Below are 20,077 nucleotides of genomic sequence, written 5' to 3'. Positions count from 1 at the left end.
ATACTCAATTAGTAAAATGCCAATTTCTAAAGCTAATCATCAGAAAGATTTATTCTTTATTTTGATTGACTTACCATTGAATTACTCAATGTTTACCATTACTTTTATCTTCAATAATGAACGTGAGAGAATGTAAATTCTAAGTTAGAATGTTGACACATGTCGTTAATGTTTTTTCCTCCTCTACAACAAATAAACAGCGAAATCGCCCGCGACGCTGGTGTTGAACTGTATGTGTTGCGCCTTGATCTCATGCACCCGTGGGTTAACGGCAACAAGTGGTTTAAGCTGAAATACAATCTTTTGGAGGCCAAGGAGAAAAATTTCACGACGCTGCTAACCTTTGGCGGTGCTTATTCCAATCACATCTATGCAACTGCGGCGGCTGGTAATCTTTTCGGTTTTCGCACCATTGGTGTAATTCGTGGGGAGGAGAGGCTACCACTCAACCCGACGCTGAGTTTCGCTGTACAACAAGGTATGCAGCTTGTGTACCTGAACCGCCAGACGTATCGACAGCGCAATACACCACCGCTACAGGAATATCTGCAACAACGCTTCGGTGAGGTTTTTATCATTCCTGAAGGTGGTAGTAATTTAAATGGTGTGCGCGGCTGCACAGAGATAGTTGGTAATGCGATGCCTACGGCTGGCTACGCCTACGCATTTGATCATATATGCGTAGCCTGTGGTACAGCTACTACACTGGCTGGTATTGCGCTTTCGTTGGATCAAAAGCAAAGAGCGATCGCTTTTCCCGTTCTGAAAAATGGGGCTTTTCTTGCACAAGAAATCGAAAGTCTGCTGACAAATTACCTCGCCTCTGGTTTACCCGCACCATATAGTTCTCCGGCTGACTGGGAATTGATATGTGATTACCACTTTGGCGGCTATGCAAAGGTGAACGACAATCTGCTACTGTTCAGCCAGCAGTTCAGGGAGGAACATGGCGTACCCCTTGATTACGTATATACCGCTAAAATGTTTTACGGAGTGATGGATTTACTACAGCAAGGATTTTTTTGTAGAGGCGATTCCTTGTTGCTGGTACACACAGGGGGCTTACAGGGAAACGTCGGGATAGAGGAGCGATCGCAATACGCTTGGGTTAAGCCAAAAACCAGATAGACTGAGGGTTATCACCCAAGTGTACTGGGATTGAATGCAACTTAAAGAATTCTCACTAGACATAGGCGTGAAATTAAATATGCGTTACCCAGAACCCTTGTAGAGACGTAGCAGTGCTACGTCTCTACATTTGTCTAGTCATTAACCCGCCGAAAATTAGAGTCAGCTATTCTCGCTCAATCAACGTGCGATCGCACCAATAGATATGGATTGTTTAGTTTTGCATATCATCTACTGAAGAACTATTTTTATTTAGTTTTACCAAGTAATATACGTTATCCAGATTCTAATTTATCGGATAGGTAATTCAATCATAAACTCTGTGCCCTCACCTTGTGTTGAATGGCAAGTTAGCTTGCCGCGATGATTGTTAACTACAATTTGGTGAGTAATAGATAAACCTAGCCCTGTTCCTTTCCCAATGGCTTTTGTAGTGTAGAAAGCATCGAATATTTTTGTCCTGTCTGCTTCGCTGATTCCTGAGCCATTGTCTGAAATTCGGAGAATAACACGTTCTTCACTTGACTCAGTTTGAATGCGAATCACACCAGTATATTTGGAACTTTCCTGAAAGTCTTGATTTTTTTGTATATCTTCAATTGCATCGAGCGCATTGCAAATCAAATTCATAAATACCTGATTTATTTCGCCTGGATAGCAATCAACAGGTGGTAATTCTCCATATTGTTTGATTATTTTGATTGCCCGATAATGACCATTTACTTTGAATCGATGACCGAGAATGAGTAGCGTGCTTTCTAGACCTTCATGCAGATTAGCTAATTTCTTGCCTGTTTCTCTGTGGCGAGAAAACTTATTCAACGATGACACAATTTCTGTAACGCGATCTGTACCAACTTGCATGGATTGAATAATTTTAAATAAATCATCTAACAAAAAGCTAATATCTTTTGTTTTAATCGCATTTTGAATTTCAACAGGTGGGTCGGGCAGATACTTTTGATATAGCTTGAGCAAATCAACAACCTCCTCGACATATTGTTCCACAAAATTTAAGTTGCCAGCTATAAAGTTGATCGGATTATTCACCTCATGGGCAATTCCTGCTGCCAGATGGCCTAAGGTTGCGACCTTTTCAGCTTGGATCAGTTGGGTTTGAGCCTGTTGTAATTCGGCGTTTTTAGCAATCAAGCTTTTCGTCAAATTTCTCAGCTTCAGTTGATGTTCTATTCGTACCAAGACCTCTTCATACTGAAAAGGTTTGGTAATGTAGTCTACAGCTCCCAATTGCAATCCTTTAACTTTATTAGCAGTATCTGAAAGAGCAGTCATAAAAATGATTGGAATATCCTGGATACGAGGATCGCTTTTTAGGTGTTTACAAGTTTCAAAGCCATCTATGCCCGGCATCATTATATCAAGCAAAATTAAATCAGGTAAATGATCGCCGTCTAATTTTTGAATGGCTTTTTCACCACTACGAGTCGCCCAAACTTCAAATCTAGACTGATCCAAAAAGCTCGATAAAACTTGTAAGTTGGCAGGGTTATCGTCAACGACTAAAACAATTCCTCTGGCAGGCTCGCAAGTCTGGGAATTTTTTTGGTTAGGTATTGTCTGTGTCATACTGTTTCTACCCCATATTGAGTCAATAAGTTAAGGATTAAATCTTCATCAAATTGCCTAGCTAGTTGCCGCAATCGGTTAGTAAAGGGAGCGAGGTTTGTGTCTGTTTCCTCTAGTTGATCCGCCAATTTGAGAATGGCATTGAAGTTACCTTTTCTGGCTAAAGTCAGCAGTTCTTGCAATACATCGGGGGCAGGAGGAGTCAATTTATCTGATCGGCGATCGCTTGTTATAGCCAAAGAGTTAATTTCAGACTGAGATTGCTGGTAAATCCACGCCAAACCTAAGTGAAACTCTAATTGATGCAGTAATTCATCTGCTTGTACAGGTTTGTTCAAAAAGGTGTCACCTCCTGCTTCCAGACTGCGATTTTGGTCAGTTTCAAAGACACTAGCGGAAGAGACGATAATCTTGACATCTGCGATATCTGGGGTATGACGTAGGTGTTGAATCAATTCAAACCCATCCATTTCTGGCATGAACAAATCTGTAATCATCAGGTCTGGTTTAAGGGCGATCGCTTTTTCTAAACCTTCTTTACCGTTGGTAGCTTCGACTACATTAAAACCCAGTGGTTCCAGTAAGTTTGTAATTACTGTGCGATTCTCCCAGCGATCGTCCACCATCAGGATGGTGCGCGGGCTACCTTCAAAGCCAATGATTTGTCTCTTTGATGCAGCCATAGCAGACTGTACCCATTGGCTTGCTTCGGCGATCGCAATCTCAAACCAGAAAGTACTACCCTGACCGATCTGACTGTTAACATGGATATCGCTACCCATCATCTGCACCAACTGCCAAGTAATAGCTAAACCCAGCCCCGTCCCTTCGGTCTGACGCTTTTTCTCACCTACTTGTTCAAATGGCAAAAAAATCTTGCCCAACTCGCTGGGAATTATCCCAATTCCGGTATCTTCTACACTCAAGCGAATTCTATATTTCACCGTCTCCCGATCAGCAGCAAGTTGATCGATTACCTCAACCTTGAAAGTAACTTTACCCTCATCCGTAAATTTGATCGCGTTCCCCAGCAGATTCAATAGCACCTGACGTAATCTTTTGACATCGACATTAACCCCAGTAGGCAAATTGATCGGAGGTTCATAGACAAACAAAATGCCCTTTTGTTCTGCCCGAATCTGGCAAATTTCCCCGATCCCCTGTAAAAAAGACGGGAAATGCACATCATGAGGATGCAGTTCCAGTTTTCGCGCTTCAATTTTAGAAAGATCCAAAATGTCATTGATTAAAGTCAGCAGATGAGAGCCACACTGTTCAATGATGTTTACATGATATTGCTGTGGCTCTGGTAAACTTTGGGAACGCAGCAAAATTTGAGCGCAGCCCAAAATACCATTCAAGGGCGTTCGTAGTTCATGGCTCATATTGGCTAAAAATTCGCTCTTAGCATGGTTTGCGGTATCAGCTGCTGCTTTGGACTTTTTCAGTTGAGCCTGTTCAAACGCTTGCACCCTCCACAAGACAGTGATCATCGTCACTGTTAGTCCGCCGACAATTAGGGCGATAAAATCGAGGAATTGCAGCCGAGATTCAATATTTTGGCGCGGAATCACCAGAGCCACAGACCAATTAGCTTCTCGCAACGGCACATAGGCAACATACTTTTTAGTGCCGTCAATTTCCATCAACTGAATTCCCTGTTGTTTATTTACCATCCGGTGCGCGATCGCATTTAAATTGCGATCGGCAATTTTCAGCAGGCTAGGCGCAGGTTTTTCTAGCGTTGACATTAAAGTTGAGTTGGGATGGATGATCGCTTCTCCTTGGGAATTCAGAGCAAATGCATAGCTGTTTTTGCCGTAGTGCAGCGAGTTGACAACTTCAACAATGTGATCGACCTTAACGTTGCCGTTGAAGACACCAATTGGTGAACGACTCCCAGAAGAATTTGACCAAATGGTGGTGGCGATCGCAATTAAAGGAATGCCTGTGGAACGGCTGATAAAGGGATCGGAAATGTTGCTTTTTCCGACTAGTGCTTTTTGAAAGTAGTCTCGATCCTTAATATTCTTATTTGACCGACCAACCATAGTATTAAAATACGAACCATCCGGGGTAGCTATTTGGAAAACGAAAAATTCATCGATCCGGTTAACTTCTGACTTTAAATAGGGTTCTGCTACAGACCAGTCTAAGGAACGTACAGTTGAAGTATGAGCAAGAGTTTGCACCTCCACTTTGCGAACATGCAACCACTCCTCAATTTCATCAACCCCTCTTTGTACCTCTAAAAAAGCTTTTCCTCTCAACTCTTCTAGGGTTATTTTCCGAGCAGCTTGATAGCTAAAATAAGCAGAAATACTTAGAATAAGAGTAGTGCCGCCGAGAATAAATCGGATCAGCAAATTGTGCGAGGAATGCATTTTGGTGTCAGATGGACTGGAGTTGGCTCTTATCAAAGGTTCCTTCCTTAAACAATTGATTTGCTAATCAGAAAAAAGGGCTATATTTAGATTGCCCAAAAAATTATTGATAATCGCAGCCTTGATTATTTCTCATCGCAAAATAATCAATATATCTATATGGGGATCAGATTTGATTTTTGAAAAAGACTACGAGATAATACGTATAAAAAAATCAAATCCAGTTCAGTTAAGCCAAAAACCAGATAGACTGAGGGTTATCACCCAACTGTACTAAGATTGAATGCAACTTAAAACCGTAGAGGTTTTCTAAAATGTGAGTTGCTACTTAATTAAATATCAGTTAGCTTGGTATGGAATTTTACTAAAACTAGTTAAATTCACACACCAATCTTGATATTTACTCAAAGTTAGGTAAGGCCAAATTAATGTCTACATACACTGATCGCATTCAGCCAACTGATTCTGGCATTGCTACCTATTTGGAAAATCTCTTAGCTAGTAAGTATCAAATTCCAACTTTTCAAAGAGATGTCGTCTGGGAGAAAGAAAATGTTAAAAAACTCTGGGATAGTATTTATAAATTCTATCCTTTAGGAAGTATTTTAATTTGGAAAACCAGTACTAAGCTAGAAAGCCATAGAGAAATAGGAGGTATTAAGCTTGCTGATAATTTTTCTTCTAACGAATACCAATATATTTTAGATGGACAACAAAGAACAACTGCTCTTTTAATGTCAATACATGGAGGCAAGATTGCTGACAAGGAAAATTTTGATCCAACCTTGTATATAGACTTGACTATTGAATTTACTGATACCACTGATGATATAAGCTATAAAAAAAGGTTTTTATTCTGGGATGAAATTGATGATAAAGGTGGTCAATTAAATTTAAATATAGAGAGATATAAGCGTTATAAACAAGGATTAATTGTCAAGTTAAAAGATATCAAATCTGATTACGACACTATAGAAGATCGTCTTTTGGAAATTGAAAATAAGGAACATAAGAATTTATACAAAAAACAGCTAAAAAGAGTGAGGCAAATTTTTGATAACTACAGGATCTCTTTTATTGAATTACGAGGTATTGAAGTTGCAGAAGTATGTCAAATATTTGAGCGGATTAATCAAGCTGGAAAACCATTATATATCTTTGATATTGTGGTGGCTAAGACTTTTCGTAGTGAAGACAAAAAGAATAATATTCCTGGGTTTTACCTTCGGGAATTAATTAATAATTTTAGAGAGTCTATTGCTAGCAGTCAATATGCGAGTGTTGATGATTGGACATTGCTTCAGATGCTAGCTGTAGTAGTAAAACTTGAATTTCCTGATGCAGGGATACAAAATATTACTGATAAATATCTTAATAATCTCAAAACAGAACATATTGAAGCTGTATGGTCAGATTTTAAAACAGCGATCGCTAAAACTTTTAATTTTTTTGATAATTGTTTGCATATCAAGGGGCCAAAGTTAATTCCTTACCGATATTTATATCTGACTATAACAGCATATTTTTATCGTAATATTAAACCGAATTACATTTTTTTAGAAAAGTATTTTTGGTATTATTGTTTTCACAATGAAGATTTGCTGTCTAATACTACCCACCTTTGGCAACATATAGAATTTCTTAATCAACAAAAAACTACGAATACTTACTCATTCAATCAATTTAAAATTGATATAAACAACCTAAAAAAATCATTTTACAGTTCTAGAGGTCGCTTATCCAGAGCGATCCTATCACTTTATGCAAACCATGAGCCAAAGGATTGGGCAAAACCTCATCAATATGTTTTGTCTGATGTTTATTATCTGCTAACAGATAAGCCTAACTTGCACCATATATTTCCAGTTAACTTTATTAAAGAGAGTGGTATTGCTAGTCAAATAGAATCTGACAGCTTGATGAATATTGCCTATCTGTCTCAAATAACTAATTTGAAAATTCGCGATAAAAATCCATTAGATTATCTCAAAGAATATGACCAGCCTGGTTTAGAAGAAGTGCTACGTTCTCATCTTATACCTACGATTATTCTTGAATGGTCAAGAGCCGATGCACTTCCTGAACACGCCCTAACTATTTTTATCGAAGAAAGGGTAAGCCTCTTATTAGAGACTTTGAGGCTGAAGCTAGACGGAATTGAATTTAATGTTTTTGATATGGCTAATCGCACAGATAACATTGGGGGATCTCTTCTGCGTAAGTCCTAAGCTAATCAGCATTTAAGTTGCATAATCAAGGCGGGCAAGATGCCCACCCCACAAGATGTTGAAAAATTTTTAATATGCTTTCTTAGATGTGTTTTAGGTTAATAACAAAGAGCGTTCCGCAATTGGGAACGCTATATTTTGGAAAATTCTGTTAAGATAATCTGAATTTAAATTGAAAATTGCTAGTTGCTAAAATCAGGCATGGAGATTTGCTTGTTCCTGCAACCAAGGATCTACAGGTTGTCCATCTTTGCGGCGTAATTCAATTTCCACTACCATCACTTCTTTGGAACCTGGAGGCGCAGGTTTTTTATGGAAAAGAATGTCATAATCTTCTGGATTGTGTTTGCGTTCTTTCAACCAATCCTGTACTTTGGTTGTGGCAAAAAATGATTGCCCTTGCTCAAACATTCGGGTAATCTGCAATTGCAATGTATAAGGATTTAAGCGACCCATTTTCTACCGCCTTTGTGAAGTTAATTTGATGACAAGTAATCTGCTTACCCTAGATAATCTAATGTTAGTGCGAAGTCCCGACACCTGACACTTCGCGTACAGGTAGAACTTCCAGTTTCAACGCCCTGCCATTTGTAGCAACAAAGTCCGAACCTAGTTCGGTGGATGGTCTAAGAAAGCGCCGATGCTCCTGCAATCTGTATTCCACAGGTTGATAAATCTTATTTGTGCTGCTTGGTTTTTGCGGTCTTTGGCAGTAACTACAACTTAGTAATGTTATAATAGTACGTCATAAAAAAAATGTCAAAAACTTGACTGCACTCCACCACTGAAGTTTTAAGTACACTAAGGGACGATAGAGCAGATTAATTAAGGATTGTTCAGGATTTCCCAGTGCCTCTACAACATTTCACTACTTAATTCTGTTATAGATTGGAGAGAGGCACGCCGCTTCAAAAACTGACCAACAGACTGAGATGGTTGTTATGAAGAGCAAAAATCAAGCTGTTTTCGCTTTAATTGTAAAAAGCACTATCGTATTTTTACCCTTACTGTTATCCGCTAGTATTGCCAGTGGACAATCTGCACCATCACCCAAACCTGCACTAACTCCTGCTCCAGTCTTATCGAATCAGGAACGGGAAGAATTAGCACGACTACGAACCGAAAAGCGAATTCAACAGCAAGTCCAATCTGATTTTAATAGCGCTTTTAGCCGTACAACTATCTTACTGAATGTCTGGCTAGTTATATTAAGCCTATTTCCAGTCGCAATCATTGCTTTATTTTGGCTCTTGCGACGGGTGATAATCCGTGAAATTGTTGAGAGAGCAATGCAACAATTACAGGGGATGGAAAAATTACAAAATCAGCTAACCACCGTTAAACAAGAGGCTGAAAATGTTATTCAAGAAGCTAAAAAAATAAATTATGAATTAGAACAAGAAACGGCTGCTTTACAGCAAAAAATTAAAAGTGAAGAAGAAAATATATCTATTATTACATCGGAGCTAGCTTCAGCTAAAGCACAGGTATTAAGTAGATTAGAAACTGAACTCAAAAAATCTCAAGAAAATATAGAAATTTTAGAGTCAAAATTTGCTTCCGGGCTATCTAAGTTAGAGTTTGATGCTCAACAAAAAAGAGATATAGCGCTGGGAAATCTCGGAAAATTAGCATCTGTTATGGCAGAGGAACTGTCTAAGTTAAAGTTAGGTGTGCAACAACAGCAAGAACTAGCCGTTTTTGATTTAGAAGTATCAAGGTCTGAGTTCACATCTCAACTTTCTGGATTGCAGTCTGATGCTCAAAAGCAAAAGGATATAGCTCTTGAAAATTTAACAAAATTGCAGTCAGAATTTGCTGAAAAGTTATCGGAATTACAGGTAGATACTCAAAATAAAAAAGAGATTACAATTGAAAATTTAGGAAAATTAGATAATCAATTGAAATCTCAATTATTGGAATTACAGGTAGATGCTCAGGAGCAAAAAAATAAAATTGTTGAGAGTTTAGCAAGGTTGCAGTCAGAGTTTGCTGAACAACTATCAGAATTACAAATAGATGCTCAAAAGTGCAAAGAGTTAATCATTGAGAATTTAGAAAAATCGGGTTCTGAGTTTACTTTGCAATTCTCAGAATTACAATTGAATGCTCAACAACAAAAGATTATAATTTTGGAGAAGTTAGAAAGATTAGAAACTGAGTTTGTCTCTCAATCTGAGTTAGAATTGAATGCCCAAGAAAGAAAGGATCTGATACTTCAAGAATTAACTGAAATTACACCTGAATCTATTCCAGAGCTGGTGAATTCTGAAGTTGAGGAAGAAATACAAGAAGAGCTAATACAACCGGAATTCACTGCTGATGAGTATGTAAAACAGGGAGATGAACTGTTTTCCCAAAGGCGTTATGAAGATGCGATCGCAGCTTACAACCAAGCGGTTAAAATCCAACCTGATGAACCTGTGGCTTGGTTAAAACGCGGTCTAACTCTCGGAAGGTTGAAACGCTACAAAGATGCGATCGCTTCCTATGATCGAGCTATTGCGATTCAGCCAGATTATCATCAAGCTTGGTGCGATCGCGGCGTTGCTTTTGGGAACTTACAACAGCATCAGCAAGCCTTTACCTCATTTGATAAAGCTATACAAATCAAGCCGGATGATGCAATTGCTTGGTTAAATCGCGGTCTTTCCCTAGTAGCATTAGAACAATACGAAGAGGCAATAACGTCCTTTGAAAAAGCGTTGGAATTCCAACCCAATTCTCCCAAAATCTGGGATAAACACGGTTATACTTTGGTAAGATTGGGATGCGATGATGAAGCGATCGCTAGTTTTAACAAAGCCTTAGAAATTAATCCAGATTATGCCAGTGCCTATTACAACAAAGCAGCCTGTTACGCACTGCAAAGACAAGTTGAACTATCTCTGCTAACTCTACAACAAGCAATTGAACTTAATCCCAGGTATAAAGAAGACGCAGCATCTGACCTAGATTTTGATGAGATTGCCAATGATCAGCGCTTTAAGGAGTTAGTTGCAGAGTAAAAACCTAAAAAAGTTGCGGTGGTGATTCATCGGGTGAAAACCTCATCCTCCAAAGGCAGAGAAAAAAAGAATTATTCTCTCTCTTTTTACCAATGCCCAAAAATTAATCCCAATTCTCCAAAAGTAAGCTACAGATGTAAACCTGAAAACTTAGATTAAATCTGACTTTTTTAATTACGAATTACTGTCTTCGTAGCATTAGCGAGTCCGCGTACAAACAGCGTCCGACAAGCTACGCGTTGGCGGAGCCTAAGAAGAGAAGCGTCTTGTAGAGAGTGTCATTACGAATTACGAATTACGAATTACGAATTACTCCCCACAATTGGATTGTGTTCGCCAGTCATCGCTTTGAGTTTAGATGTGAAAGACTCAGAGCGATCGCTTTTTTCTGGGGTAAATTGCCCGATTGGGGCATGAATAGCAGCAGGTGGAAGCAGCTTTGCCCGTTTATGATGCAATGGTGATGGAGAGGGCGGTGGACTTTCTTGTGAAGTTTGCCTTTGGCTGACAGCAGATGATAGCTGAAGGGTTGCCGAAGAGGCAAATTTCCCAGAAAGCGAAGACTTGGAGACGGTTTTATTGTCTCTATCTTCCGGCTTTTGCTCTTCTTCACTCAAAGATGTCTTTGGTTCGGAACTTTTCAGTTGTAGAGTTGCACTATTGGTGTGTTGATAGCCCTTGTCAATCTTAGCTGGTGGTAATTGAGGATTCGTCACTTTCTCTACAGTAGGGTTTTTCTGGGCTGGCGGTAGCGCTGGTGCAGCCAATGAGGTTAACCTTTGGGGAAATTTGCTACAAATCATCCGTTCAAATTCCATGTTGAAATGATATGTAGCCTGATCCCGGCGCTGCCAAAATACTAAGATTTGCTGCACCGAAACCCCTTTATAACGACCTTGATATAGTGCCTCAATCACTGCCAGGTGTAGCCAATTAAGGGGAAATTGCGTTTGCCAACGCTCAACTAGCTCATTGGCACTATACCCACTGAGATCGAAACTATAGTTAATTAATAAGGCGATCGCTAAGTTGGCAGAAGTGTCTGGAAGTGTTGTTAACATGGGGCTATTAGCTCTAAGCAATAGGTCTAAGATTTGTCACCCATCGCATATTAGCCTAGCGTGCTTTTAACTACATGGTTTTTTTTCACGAGTTACTAAGCGGATAGGCAGTGTTTCCTATTCTACTTGTCAACTTCTGGAATGCAACCCTACATAGACTGATTTAATCGCAGATGTTCGCCCAATGGCAACTAATGCCTGATAAACCATCGCTGCAACTTCGGCGCGTGTTGCCCAACGTGAAGGGGCAAGCACTTTCGGATCTGGATAGTTGACAACTATCCCCCCTTGTGTAGCAGTGGCAACGGCTGTCTGGGCATAGTCGGGTATCGTATGACGATCGCTATATACTTTTAAAATATCCCTATCAGCAGCTGGTAGTCCCAGTCCGTTTACTAGGGAGACAATCACCTGTAGTCGCTGGACATTTTGATCAAAACGGAAAGTGCGATCGCTAAATCCGCCCACAAAGCCACCACTAGCCGCGATTTGGATAGCGCTATAAGCCCAAAAATCCTTGGGTACGTCTGTAAAATCAGGCGCTGGGACTTTGGGAAATGGGTTAAAGGCACTCGCCACCAAAGCCGCATACTGGGCGCGAGTCATGGGTTTATCTGGCTGGTAGCTACCATCAGCAAAACCCTGAGTTAAATCCATGTTCACTAATGCCTGAATAAATGGTTTTGCCCAATGTCCATCTAGTTGGGGGGACAAGGGAAGTTTTTGAGATCGGGATTCTGTCGGAGCGTTAGAGTCAGTGGTGCTAACCGCTACCCGGTTGCTTGGGAGCAATTCGACCAAGCCCTTGACTAGAGAAGGATTTAATTGATTACCTACGGAAACCAGCTTTTGTGTAGTGGCATTATATAAATCAAATTCACTATTATCACGAAAAATATTATCACCGCGATGTTGGGTGTTACCTAAGTCGGGAATTGCATTGCCATTGACTAATAGACCACCTTGGGTATTTTTAGCAATGAGATTTTGACGTAGCACAGGTTGGGCGTTGCGAGAAAGGGCGATCGCCGTGCGATTTTCGGATAATTTGTTATTTGCGATCGCTGGGGCGGCAAAGTCACTAATTGCTATGCCCAAAGGGTTTCTTTGAAATACATTCCGCAGGACTTCTCCCTGGCTATAACGTGCCATCACTAACCCACTAGCAGTATTTTCCACAAATATGTTATCTAAAATTGCGGGTTTGGCAGCACCAGTGGTAAACACACCTTCCCGTCCACAGTCCCTGAAAGTATTGTTAGCTAAAGTAGGTGCAGCCGATTCAATCCAGATACCAGTACCTTTGACTGAGGGATTGGTGACAGTTACACCTAGAAGACTGGCATTATCTACCAAGAGCAGCGTGATATTTTGCACACCAAAGCTGAGACTTTCATACTCGCCACTCCCGGAAATTACAATCCCTGCACCTTTTTTCGCTTCGTTACCCACCACTGTTGCCCCTCTAGGGATGATCAGTGGGAACACCTCACCACTAGCGGCGCTGTAAGTTCCCGATTCCAGATGAATTATCGTGGGGATTTTAATTACTTTTAAGGCACGGGTGAGGCTTTTAAACGGACTCAACCGTGAACCAGTATTAGTATCATTCCCTGTCATAGGGTTGATATAGAATCTGACAACGAGGGTAGAGTTCACCATTGATAGTTGAGAGTCAATTGTTTGAATTATGACAATCATAAATAAAACTACTTCGAGCAAACTTTTTCAAAGTAGTATCCTTGTCTGTAGAAAATATATTTACGTTACTTTTGCTTGCAAGCGGATCATGTCTACACATAAGTTATAGACTCTCACGCAACATTCCGAGTTCTGATCTCGGCGTTGCGAGTTCCAATCTCGACGTTGCGAGTTCCAATCTCGGCGTTGCGAGTTTCAAGCTCGGCGTTGCGTGTTCCAAGCTCGGCGTTGCGAGTTCCAATCTCGGCGTTGCGAGTTCAAATCTCGGCGTTCCGTGTTCCAATCTCGGCGTTCCGTGTTCCAAGCTCGGCGTTCCGAGTTTTGAGGGCGATCATCCAAATATCTTTTTTAGGGCGCTGTCTTAGCCACACAGCGATTCTCTTAGCTAAGAGCGATGTTGAATGATAAGACGCTCCCGTTGGCGCAGCGTCCCCCTCTTACAGCTATTTTCAGCTAAATATACCACGCGGTAGGGGCACAGCAATGCTCATTAGACATAGGCGTGAAATTAAATATGCGTTACCCAGAACCCTTGTAGAGACGTAGCACTACTACGTCAAAACAATTCTTTTTCACGCCTATGTCTATTAGTGTCAACTTAAGCTAGAAATAGCTTAACTGAAGGCTTGACCTTTTTTGAATTCACGCATTCACGTATTCACGCATTCAAAATGAATAATTTGAATAATTTTGAATTAATTAATCCTTCAAGGTCATTGCCCCCACTGAATGAAATTCAGTGGTCTACAATCAGTGGTGGGTACAGAGCCAACAATGATTGTCTTTAATTTTGAATTAATAATTTTGAATTTTGAATTCCCCGAAGGGCTTGACTCACCCGCCTAGAACTAAAGTTCTTTGGCTTTCAGCTAAACTCTACTGAAGTAGACTAAAGATTTTTGGGTATATTTAGTCATCAACAGAAGACTTTTGCTATTAGCAAAGAACTTCAGTTCCTTGTGGGACATGAATTTTACGTTAAGTTGACACCAATGAGCAATGTTCCCTACGACAGATGTGGTTCAATGTCACACATTCTCATCTAGGATTGTTCCTTCTATATTGGCTCCATCCAAATTTGCTCCGCTCAAATTTGTCTGGTTCAAATCTGCTTGAGTAAGATTTGCTTGGGATAAGTCGGCTACAGTTAAGTCTGCACCACTCAAATCGGCTCCATCTAGATTCGCCGCTATCAAGCTTGCTTCCTGCAAATCCGCGTCACTCAAGTTAGTGTCAATTAGTTTAGCAACTGTCAAATCAGCGTGACTCAAATTAGCTCCTTCCATTGCAGCTCCATCCAAGATAGCTCCATCCAAAATAGCTCCAGTTAAGTTGCTATCACTGAGGTTAGCATTGCTCAAATCTGCTCCATTTAAGTCTGCCTCAATCAAACTGGCGTGGGCTAAATTAGCGTGACTCAGATTAGCTCCATCTAAAATTGCTCTATCTAAAATTACCTCACTGAGATTGGCTTGGCTTAAGTTTACCTCGCTCAAGTTGACGCCAGTAAAGTCTCTGACACCTGCGGCATAGTTTTTCAGGAGTTGATCTGCTTTCATATCTGTCCCTGTGCTAAAGAACGTTCACTTGGGGCTATCCAGCTTACTCAGACAGGCAGTAAATCCTCAGCACGCGCCACGGAGGATTGGTGTGGTGAATCAAACTGGAGTGAATATTTAATCACGTTTATCTACATTAGCCATCCTTAACTACTGGCGCTACTACCTAAAGTTATGAGTTACTTTCATCCTTGAGAGGGATGTTGCTCACCTTAAAAATTTAATCATTTGAGTATAGCGATCGCTATACTCAATTGTGGTGTTCATCTGGCAGAGGTTATGGCAAAACCAATTCGTATTCTTTTGCAGACTACGATTCCTACGACTGAAGATGACTGGAGCATTTTTCGTTTCTCGATGTTACAAGATTACTTAGCATCGATTCAAGACGAAGCCGGAAACTCCTTATTTGAAGTTACCGGACGCGATTACGAATCAGATGCAGTCGGTAGTGATCCAGTTTTAAGTAGTCTCGACAAATCAGATTTTGATGAACTTTGGCTATTTGGCTTAGAGGTGGATAACGGTTTAACCGAAAAAGACATTGCCGGAATTAATGCTTTTCGGCAACGCGGCGGCGGTATTTTAACAACACGCGATCATCAGGATATGGGCTGTTCGATGTGTGGTTTAGTTGACATTGGTGATGTCAACTATTTCAACACCAAAAATCCCGATCCCGATGAATCTCGCTGGAGCCGAGATGACTCATACACAACTTATATTTCCTGGCCTAACTATCATTCTGGAGCTAACGGTGATTATCAAAAAATTACCATTGTTGAACCGATTCACGAACTTTTAAAAAATCCCAATTCACCATCGGGAAGTATCGAGTTTTTCCCCACACATCCCCACGAAGGCGGTATTGGTGCGCTTCCGAGCAATGCAAACGCGCGGGTAATTGCTCTGGGTAAAAGTTTAGTTACAGGTCGTAACTTCAATTTGCTTGTAGTGATCGAGCGTCATCAAGATAAACAGGGGAATATACTAGGACGAGCAGTAGCTAACTCCAGCTTTCATCATTTAGTCGATTACAACTGGGATATTAACAAAGGCTGTCCCACTTTTGTAGATGAATCACCAGGAGATGGCATCAAAAAACAGCCACGCGCCTTAGAAGATATCAAAACCTATGTGCGTAACGTCGCTTTCTGGCTAGCAAATTGATTTTTTTTACTAATTGCAACCCGCAGATCCCCGACTTATTTGAGAAGTCGGGGATCTTCTTTCTCACGAATGATTCAGTAGGGCTATAGCGGCGGGTAGTTCAGGTTTCCCCACCAACCACTACATCTCGAATTCGCAGACTAGGGCCACCACAACCCACTGACAAGCCGTTTTGCCCTCCTTTACCGCAACCGCCAGATTCATCCCAGTAAAAATCATCACCAAGTGCCTCAATATCCGCTAATGTTTGGAATACATTTCCCGAAAGCGTTACATCCCGCACAGGTTCAGCAATTTTGCCGTTCCTAATCATCCACGCTTCCCCAGCACTAAAGGTGAACATTTCCCCATTCGTCATCCCACCTAACCAATTACGGGCATAAACTCCTTCTTTGATATCGGTAAATAAGTCTTCGACTGGTGTTTTACCCCGTTCAATCCAGGTATTTGTCATCCGCACAATCGGAGTAAAGTGATAGTTGAGACAGCGTGCGTTACCCGTAGGCGCTTCATCCAATTTGCCAGCCGTTTCACGAGAATGTAAACGTCCAACTAAAACTCCATCTTTAATTAGTTGAGTAGTAGTGGCAGGTGTGCCTTCATCGTCGTAAAAATAGCTACCGCGATGTCCTTCTGGAGCCGCACCATCAAAAATTTGGAGTTCTTCTGGGCCAAACCGCCGGCCGATGGTCATGACTTCCAGTAAATCGGGGTTTTCGTAAGCCATATCAGCCTCAGAAAGATGTCCGAAGGCTTCGTGGACAAATAAACCCGTGAGAATTGGGTCAATGACTACCGTGTAAGTATTCCCTTTCACCGATGGCAAAGATAAAGCTGCGATCGCTCTTTGAGCGGCACCTTTGACTTGCTCATCCAAATTAGTTAAATCTTCATAACCTTTGCGAGAGCCAGTAGTTTCCCGTCCAGTTTGTACGGTTTCGCCATTTTTGGCGGTGGCGGCAAAGCGCATTTCCATATCCACCCAAGATTGCTCGATCAAAGTGCCTTCTGAGGTAGCGATGATCACTTTTTGGGCGCTGTCACCGTAACGCACCGAGGTAGTGGTAATCCGGCGATCAACGCTTTTGAGCAATTCAGTATAGCGATCGCACAATTGTTTTTTCTTCGAGAGTGGAATTTTTCGGGGGTCGGTGCCTTTTAGGGGTAGAATGCATATTGCTTGCACCGGGTCAATGGGTGCAAGTAAAGTTTCTTCATCACCAACCATCCGCGCAGCAGCGATCGCTTCTTCTATACGATCCTTAATTGTCGCCAGCTCGTTAAAGCAGCTCAATCCCCATCCACCTTTATAACAAGCGCGAATATGTCCACCAATGGAGATGCCTTCACTGAGGGTTTCTACCTTGTCGCCACGCAACAAGATATCAGTCCCTTCTGCTTCTTCAAGGCGAATCATCAGATAATCTACACGCTCACAGTAGCGGGCGATCAGGTCAGAAAGTAAATTTTGTGCGTCAGCAAGTGTAGTCGGCATTTCCAGGTAATAACAATGACGAACTGCATTTATTTTGCAATTATTTGGGGAATTTATGCTACTCAATGTCGGAGTTGCCCATGAATCGGTTTTCTAGAAGATGGAGAGGCAGGGGGAAAATACCCAATACTTCTCTACGAGAGGCTGCGCCAACGGCTTCTCTACCAGACGCTACGCGAACGCTCAGTACAAGTGCCCAATCCCCAATCCCCAATCCCCAATCCCCAATCCCCAATCCCCAATCCCCAATACCCAATTTTGCGCGTAGCACTCTGACTGTTAGTACTTCCTTTTTTACGGTGGGTAAGAACTGAATGATGTGCTAAGGTAATTAGGTGAGAATAAAATTCGGTTACAGTGTTTGTTTTTAGTATTGACAGGCTTTTCCCTTTTGGTCTTAACAAGCTTGTCTCCGAAATCTAAATCTCTACACACCTATGATTTTGGAGATAATGCATGTCAATTTATGTAGGTAATCTATCCTACGAGGTCACACAAGAAGACCTCACTTCTGTTTTTGCCGAACATGGTTCTGTAAAACGGGTTCAGTTGCCTACTGACCGTGAAACAGGACGACCACGCGGCTTTGCTTTTGTAGAGATGGGTACAGAAGCCGAAGAAACAGCTGCCATTGAAGCTCTTGATGGTGCTGAGTGGATGGGACGCGATCTCAAAGTGAATAAGGCTAAACCGAAGGAAGATAGAGGTGGTTCCTTTGGTGGTGACCGTCGCGGCAACAGTGGTGGTGGATACTCTCGAGGAGGAGGAGGAGGAGGACGCTACTAAAAGCTTTAAGATAAAAAATTCAGTTTTAACGTCTTAAGGGCAGAATCATTATCTGCCCTTTTTGCACTCCGGTATACTGGATCGCTTAAAATTGCCCAGTACCAATTAAGTAGGAGATGAAAATGACCCAAGTATTTGTGGGCGAGAATGAAGGAATTGAGTCAGCCTTACGTCGATTTAAGAGGGAAGTTTCCAAAGCAGGTATTTTTCCCGACATGAGAAAGCATCGTCACTTTGAAACGCCTTTGGAAAAACACAAGCGCAAAGAAGTCGCAAGGCACAAACAACGTAAGAGAAATTTCCGTCGTAATTGAGAACAAGCGATACCTACGGTAAGCGACGCTAACGCACTCTCTCATTAGATTCTTAGCTGTCGAAGAGGCGAACGCTATACTCCTGCATGTGAATCTAAAGGGTAGGTTTTGGCACCATTACTCACTATTATGGAATGGGCAATTTGACGCTCCCACGGCTACGGAAATATCGCTACGCTCATTCCCACTTAAAGTCGTGGGATTCTTGGCTCTAAAAGTTAAGTTCCCTTTTAAAGCTGATAAATTACTTTTAGAACTTGTAGCAACTGAGCTGAACGCTCTATATAGAAAAACTGATAACTTCTACCATTGGTAGTTAATCTCCAAACTGATTTTGATTCGCTACCTATAAGACATAGGAGTGAAAAAGAATGTAGAGACGTAGCACTGCTACGTCTCTACAAGGGTTCTGGGTAACGCATATTTAATTTCTAAACCATCCATATTGGGTATGGCTAAATCGAGCATAATCACATCTGGATTGTGTTCACTTGCTACCTATAGCGCGTGTTTGCCGGGAAAATAACTGATAACTGTGAAACAGTATATTTCACTCCCAAATTGAGATGTGCTGATGCTGATTTACTAGGTTTCAGAGACTTTTTCATTTTGAGGAGAAAGAGAGCGAATTAACTCCCGAATCACATCGGTTGCTGGTCTCCCCGTGATTGAACAGAATTGTTCGAGCTTCTGTGCCTCGCTTGATGTGAGATTGATTGTAAGTCGTTTAGCAGCCCATTTTTTATTCATGTATTTAGACAGACAAGCGATATTTTTAAACTACTTCTCTAATATCAATCATTTAAGCTGCTAAAACAATGGTATAACTAATGACATCTCTTTTAAGTAATCATGAAGCAGGACATGATATTTTTCTAAGCAACAGTGAAGAGGTAGGGTATATTCTCAAGTGTGAAGTTTAGCTACTTTTAGGGCGGTAATTATAAATAGAATGTAAAAGGAATACCAAAGTAAGTAAACACAAAATAAGTATTACCAACTGTCATTGAACATCGATATCGCCAAAGTGTTTGTACAGCCTTGGTTCTCCATATTTCAAAACACGAGCTTGAAACCATCTGGCGCGAGGAGGGAAGCTTGAATACAACTCGATTCTTTCATCCCCCTGCCTTACAGTCACTGTATGGGTTACAGCTAAACACTGGCTGAATTATGTAGAATTATGTAGAATTATTAAGAATAATTGTATTTTATTAAGAATTGTTGTAATAAGTGGAAAATAACTGTATTTTAAACAAGCGATTACACATCTTTTCCAATCTCAGCATCCGCTTCAGTTTGCCAGCAGTCTTGTATTAATGATAATACATGTAGTGATACTTGTGTTCGCCCAGGAGTACAAGGTAGTAGTGCTGTTTGTTATTTAAAATCTGTAGCACATAATGTTTCCTGATTTCGGGAATATTTTGGATCAGAGATTCCCGACCCTATACCCCACAAAAAAGAATAAATTAGCTTAAAGTCTTATCAAACAGAGCCTTTGGTTATTGAGTACATTATTAATGCATATTAATAGACGCAGGATTGCGGATGAGATATTAATAGGTGCAGTATTTATTTAAAGTTAACTTAAGAGCCAAAAGCCATCAATAAATCATCCTTTCAGCAAGGGTAAATTTCAGTACGGTTCGGATA

Annotated in this window: 17 protein-coding genes and 1 pseudogene; 7 read left to right on the top strand and 11 right to left on the bottom strand. The window is 41.0% G+C overall.

Annotation, left to right across the window (positions count from 1 at the left end; all coding sequences use genetic code 11):
- The first annotated feature begins 159 nt into the window (after positions 1-159).
- Positions 160-1,128, top strand: a complete 969-nt coding sequence (locus HWQ23_RS23035) for a 1-aminocyclopropane-1-carboxylate deaminase/D-cysteine desulfhydrase (RefSeq protein ID WP_292833340.1) — start codon at positions 160-162, stop codon at positions 1,126-1,128.
- A gap of 291 nt (positions 1,129-1,419) precedes the next feature.
- Here the strand turns inward: HWQ23_RS23035 and HWQ23_RS23030 are convergent, their stop codons facing one another.
- Positions 1,420-2,715, bottom strand: a complete 1,296-nt coding sequence (locus tag HWQ23_RS23030) for a sensor histidine kinase (protein WP_292833337.1) — start codon at positions 2,713-2,715, stop codon at positions 1,420-1,422.
- Entirely contained in the window at positions 2,712-5,099 is a 2,388-nt protein-coding gene (locus HWQ23_RS23025; RefSeq protein WP_375466554.1) for a hybrid sensor histidine kinase/response regulator, read from the bottom strand. Before HWQ23_RS23025 ends, HWQ23_RS23030 begins: the two co-directional genes overlap by 4 nt.
- Positions 5,100-5,527: 428 nt before the next feature.
- Between HWQ23_RS23025 and HWQ23_RS23020 the strand changes: the two genes are divergently transcribed.
- Positions 5,528-7,327, top strand: coding sequence for a GmrSD restriction endonuclease domain-containing protein (locus HWQ23_RS23020; protein ID WP_292833331.1), 1,800 nt, complete (start codon positions 5,528-5,530; stop codon positions 7,325-7,327).
- Between the two features lie 195 nt (positions 7,328-7,522).
- Here HWQ23_RS23020 and HWQ23_RS23015 read toward each other — a convergent pair whose 3' ends face one another.
- The gene (locus tag HWQ23_RS23015; protein ID WP_292833328.1) at positions 7,523-7,783 is read right to left on the bottom strand and encodes a hypothetical protein; all 261 of its coding nucleotides are present in this window, start codon (positions 7,781-7,783) and stop codon (positions 7,523-7,525) included.
- Between the two features lie 64 nt (positions 7,784-7,847).
- Entirely contained in the window at positions 7,848-7,991 is a 144-nt protein-coding gene (locus HWQ23_RS23010; RefSeq protein ID WP_292833326.1) for a hypothetical protein, read from the bottom strand.
- 277 nt (positions 7,992-8,268) lie between these two features.
- On the opposite strand from HWQ23_RS23010, the gene HWQ23_RS23005 reads away from it, so the two are divergent.
- The gene (locus tag HWQ23_RS23005) at positions 8,269-10,335 is read left to right on the top strand and encodes a tetratricopeptide repeat protein (protein WP_292833323.1); all 2,067 of its coding nucleotides are present in this window, start codon (positions 8,269-8,271) and stop codon (positions 10,333-10,335) included.
- 302 nt (positions 10,336-10,637) lie between these two features.
- On the opposite strand, the gene HWQ23_RS23000 is transcribed toward HWQ23_RS23005, so the two are convergent.
- From HWQ23_RS23000 to HWQ23_RS22985, 4 genes are all read right to left on the bottom strand, one after another.
- Positions 10,638-11,396, bottom strand: a complete 759-nt coding sequence (locus HWQ23_RS23000; protein WP_292833320.1) for a hypothetical protein — start codon at positions 11,394-11,396, stop codon at positions 10,638-10,640.
- A gap of 129 nt (positions 11,397-11,525) precedes the next feature.
- On the bottom strand, positions 11,526-13,016 hold the full coding sequence (locus HWQ23_RS22995; RefSeq protein WP_472850428.1) for a DUF1565 domain-containing protein: 1,491 nt from the start codon (positions 13,014-13,016) through the stop codon (positions 11,526-11,528).
- A gap of 276 nt (positions 13,017-13,292) precedes the next feature.
- Positions 13,293-13,436 (bottom strand): hypothetical protein, encoded by a 144-nt coding sequence (locus tag HWQ23_RS22990; RefSeq protein WP_292833317.1) that lies wholly within the window; start codon positions 13,434-13,436, stop codon positions 13,293-13,295.
- A 689-nt stretch (positions 13,437-14,125) separates the two neighbouring features.
- Positions 14,126-14,656 (bottom strand): pentapeptide repeat-containing protein, encoded by a 531-nt coding sequence (locus HWQ23_RS22985; RefSeq protein WP_292833314.1) that lies wholly within the window; start codon positions 14,654-14,656, stop codon positions 14,126-14,128.
- A 279-nt stretch (positions 14,657-14,935) separates the two neighbouring features.
- Between HWQ23_RS22985 and HWQ23_RS22980 the strand changes: the two genes are divergently transcribed.
- A complete protein-coding gene (locus tag HWQ23_RS22980) occupies positions 14,936-15,826 on the top strand; it encodes a hypothetical protein (RefSeq protein WP_292833311.1) in 891 nt (296 codons plus the stop codon).
- A gap of 100 nt (positions 15,827-15,926) precedes the next feature.
- On the opposite strand, the gene HWQ23_RS22975 is transcribed toward HWQ23_RS22980, so the two are convergent.
- Both HWQ23_RS22975 and HWQ23_RS22970 read right to left on the bottom strand, forming a co-directional pair.
- A complete protein-coding gene (locus tag HWQ23_RS22975; protein ID WP_292833308.1) occupies positions 15,927-17,321 on the bottom strand; it encodes a TldD/PmbA family protein in 1,395 nt (464 codons plus the stop codon).
- A 58-nt stretch (positions 17,322-17,379) separates the two neighbouring features.
- Positions 17,380-17,592, bottom strand: coding sequence for a hypothetical protein (locus HWQ23_RS22970; RefSeq protein WP_292833305.1), 213 nt, complete (start codon positions 17,590-17,592; stop codon positions 17,380-17,382).
- Positions 17,593-17,777: 185 nt separating this feature from the next.
- On the opposite strand from HWQ23_RS22970, the gene HWQ23_RS22965 reads away from it, so the two are divergent.
- Positions 17,778-18,107 (top strand): RNA recognition motif domain-containing protein, encoded by a 330-nt coding sequence (locus HWQ23_RS22965; protein ID WP_292833302.1) that lies wholly within the window; start codon positions 17,778-17,780, stop codon positions 18,105-18,107.
- Between the two features lie 122 nt (positions 18,108-18,229).
- Positions 18,230-18,421 carry a 30S ribosomal protein S21 gene (rpsU, locus tag HWQ23_RS22960; RefSeq protein WP_094333031.1) on the top strand — a complete coding sequence of 64 codons (192 nt, stop codon included), beginning with the start codon at positions 18,230-18,232 and terminating at the stop codon, positions 18,419-18,421.
- 585 nt (positions 18,422-19,006) lie between these two features.
- On the opposite strand, the gene HWQ23_RS22955 is transcribed toward rpsU, so the two are convergent.
- Complete coding sequence (locus HWQ23_RS22955) at positions 19,007-19,171, bottom strand: CopG family transcriptional regulator (protein ID WP_292833299.1); 165 nt, start codon at positions 19,169-19,171, stop codon at positions 19,007-19,009.
- A gap of 520 nt (positions 19,172-19,691) precedes the next feature.
- On the opposite strand from HWQ23_RS22955, the pseudogene HWQ23_RS33480 reads away from it, so the two are divergent.
- Positions 19,692-19,835, top strand: a pseudogene (locus HWQ23_RS33480) (PAN/Apple domain-containing protein); the annotation flags it as partial.
- Positions 19,836-20,077: the final 242 nt, after the last annotated feature.

This window comes from Nostoc sp. JL33, assembly GCF_017114985.1.
In the GTDB taxonomy this organism is placed as follows: domain Bacteria; phylum Cyanobacteriota; class Cyanobacteriia; order Cyanobacteriales; family Nostocaceae; genus Nostoc.
This window is presented reverse-complemented; position numbering and strand designations above follow the sequence as displayed.

What these genes read in the sequence shown, in the direction of transcription:
- HWQ23_RS23035 (WP_292833340.1), top strand. Translation starts at nt 160, where the DNA reads ATGTCGTTAATGTTTTTTCCTCCTCTACAACAAATAAACAGCGAAATC.
- HWQ23_RS23030 (WP_292833337.1), bottom strand. Translation starts at nt 2,715, where the DNA reads ATGACACAGACAATACCTAACCAAAAAAATTCCCAGACTTGCGAGCCT.
- HWQ23_RS23025 (WP_375466554.1), bottom strand. Translation starts at nt 5,099, where the DNA reads ATGCATTCCTCGCACAATTTGCTGATCCGATTTATTCTCGGCGGCACT.
- HWQ23_RS23020 (WP_292833331.1), top strand. Translation starts at nt 5,528, where the DNA reads ATGTCTACATACACTGATCGCATTCAGCCAACTGATTCTGGCATTGCT.
- HWQ23_RS23015 (WP_292833328.1), bottom strand. Translation starts at nt 7,783, where the DNA reads ATGGGTCGCTTAAATCCTTATACATTGCAATTGCAGATTACCCGAATG.
- HWQ23_RS23005 (WP_292833323.1), top strand. Translation starts at nt 8,269, where the DNA reads ATGAAGAGCAAAAATCAAGCTGTTTTCGCTTTAATTGTAAAAAGCACT.
- HWQ23_RS23000 (WP_292833320.1), bottom strand. Translation starts at nt 11,396, where the DNA reads ATGTTAACAACACTTCCAGACACTTCTGCCAACTTAGCGATCGCCTTA.
- HWQ23_RS22995 (WP_472850428.1), bottom strand. Translation starts at nt 13,016, where the DNA reads ATGACAGGGAATGATACTAATACTGGTTCACGGTTGAGTCCGTTTAAA.
- HWQ23_RS22985 (WP_292833314.1), bottom strand. Translation starts at nt 14,656, where the DNA reads ATGAAAGCAGATCAACTCCTGAAAAACTATGCCGCAGGTGTCAGAGAC.
- HWQ23_RS22980 (WP_292833311.1), top strand. Translation starts at nt 14,936, where the DNA reads ATGGCAAAACCAATTCGTATTCTTTTGCAGACTACGATTCCTACGACT.
- HWQ23_RS22975 (WP_292833308.1), bottom strand. Translation starts at nt 17,321, where the DNA reads ATGCCGACTACACTTGCTGACGCACAAAATTTACTTTCTGACCTGATC.
- HWQ23_RS22965 (WP_292833302.1), top strand. Translation starts at nt 17,778, where the DNA reads ATGTCAATTTATGTAGGTAATCTATCCTACGAGGTCACACAAGAAGAC.
- rpsU (WP_094333031.1), top strand. Translation starts at nt 18,230, where the DNA reads ATGACCCAAGTATTTGTGGGCGAGAATGAAGGAATTGAGTCAGCCTTA.
- HWQ23_RS22955 (WP_292833299.1), bottom strand. Translation starts at nt 19,171, where the DNA reads ATGAATAAAAAATGGGCTGCTAAACGACTTACAATCAATCTCACATCA.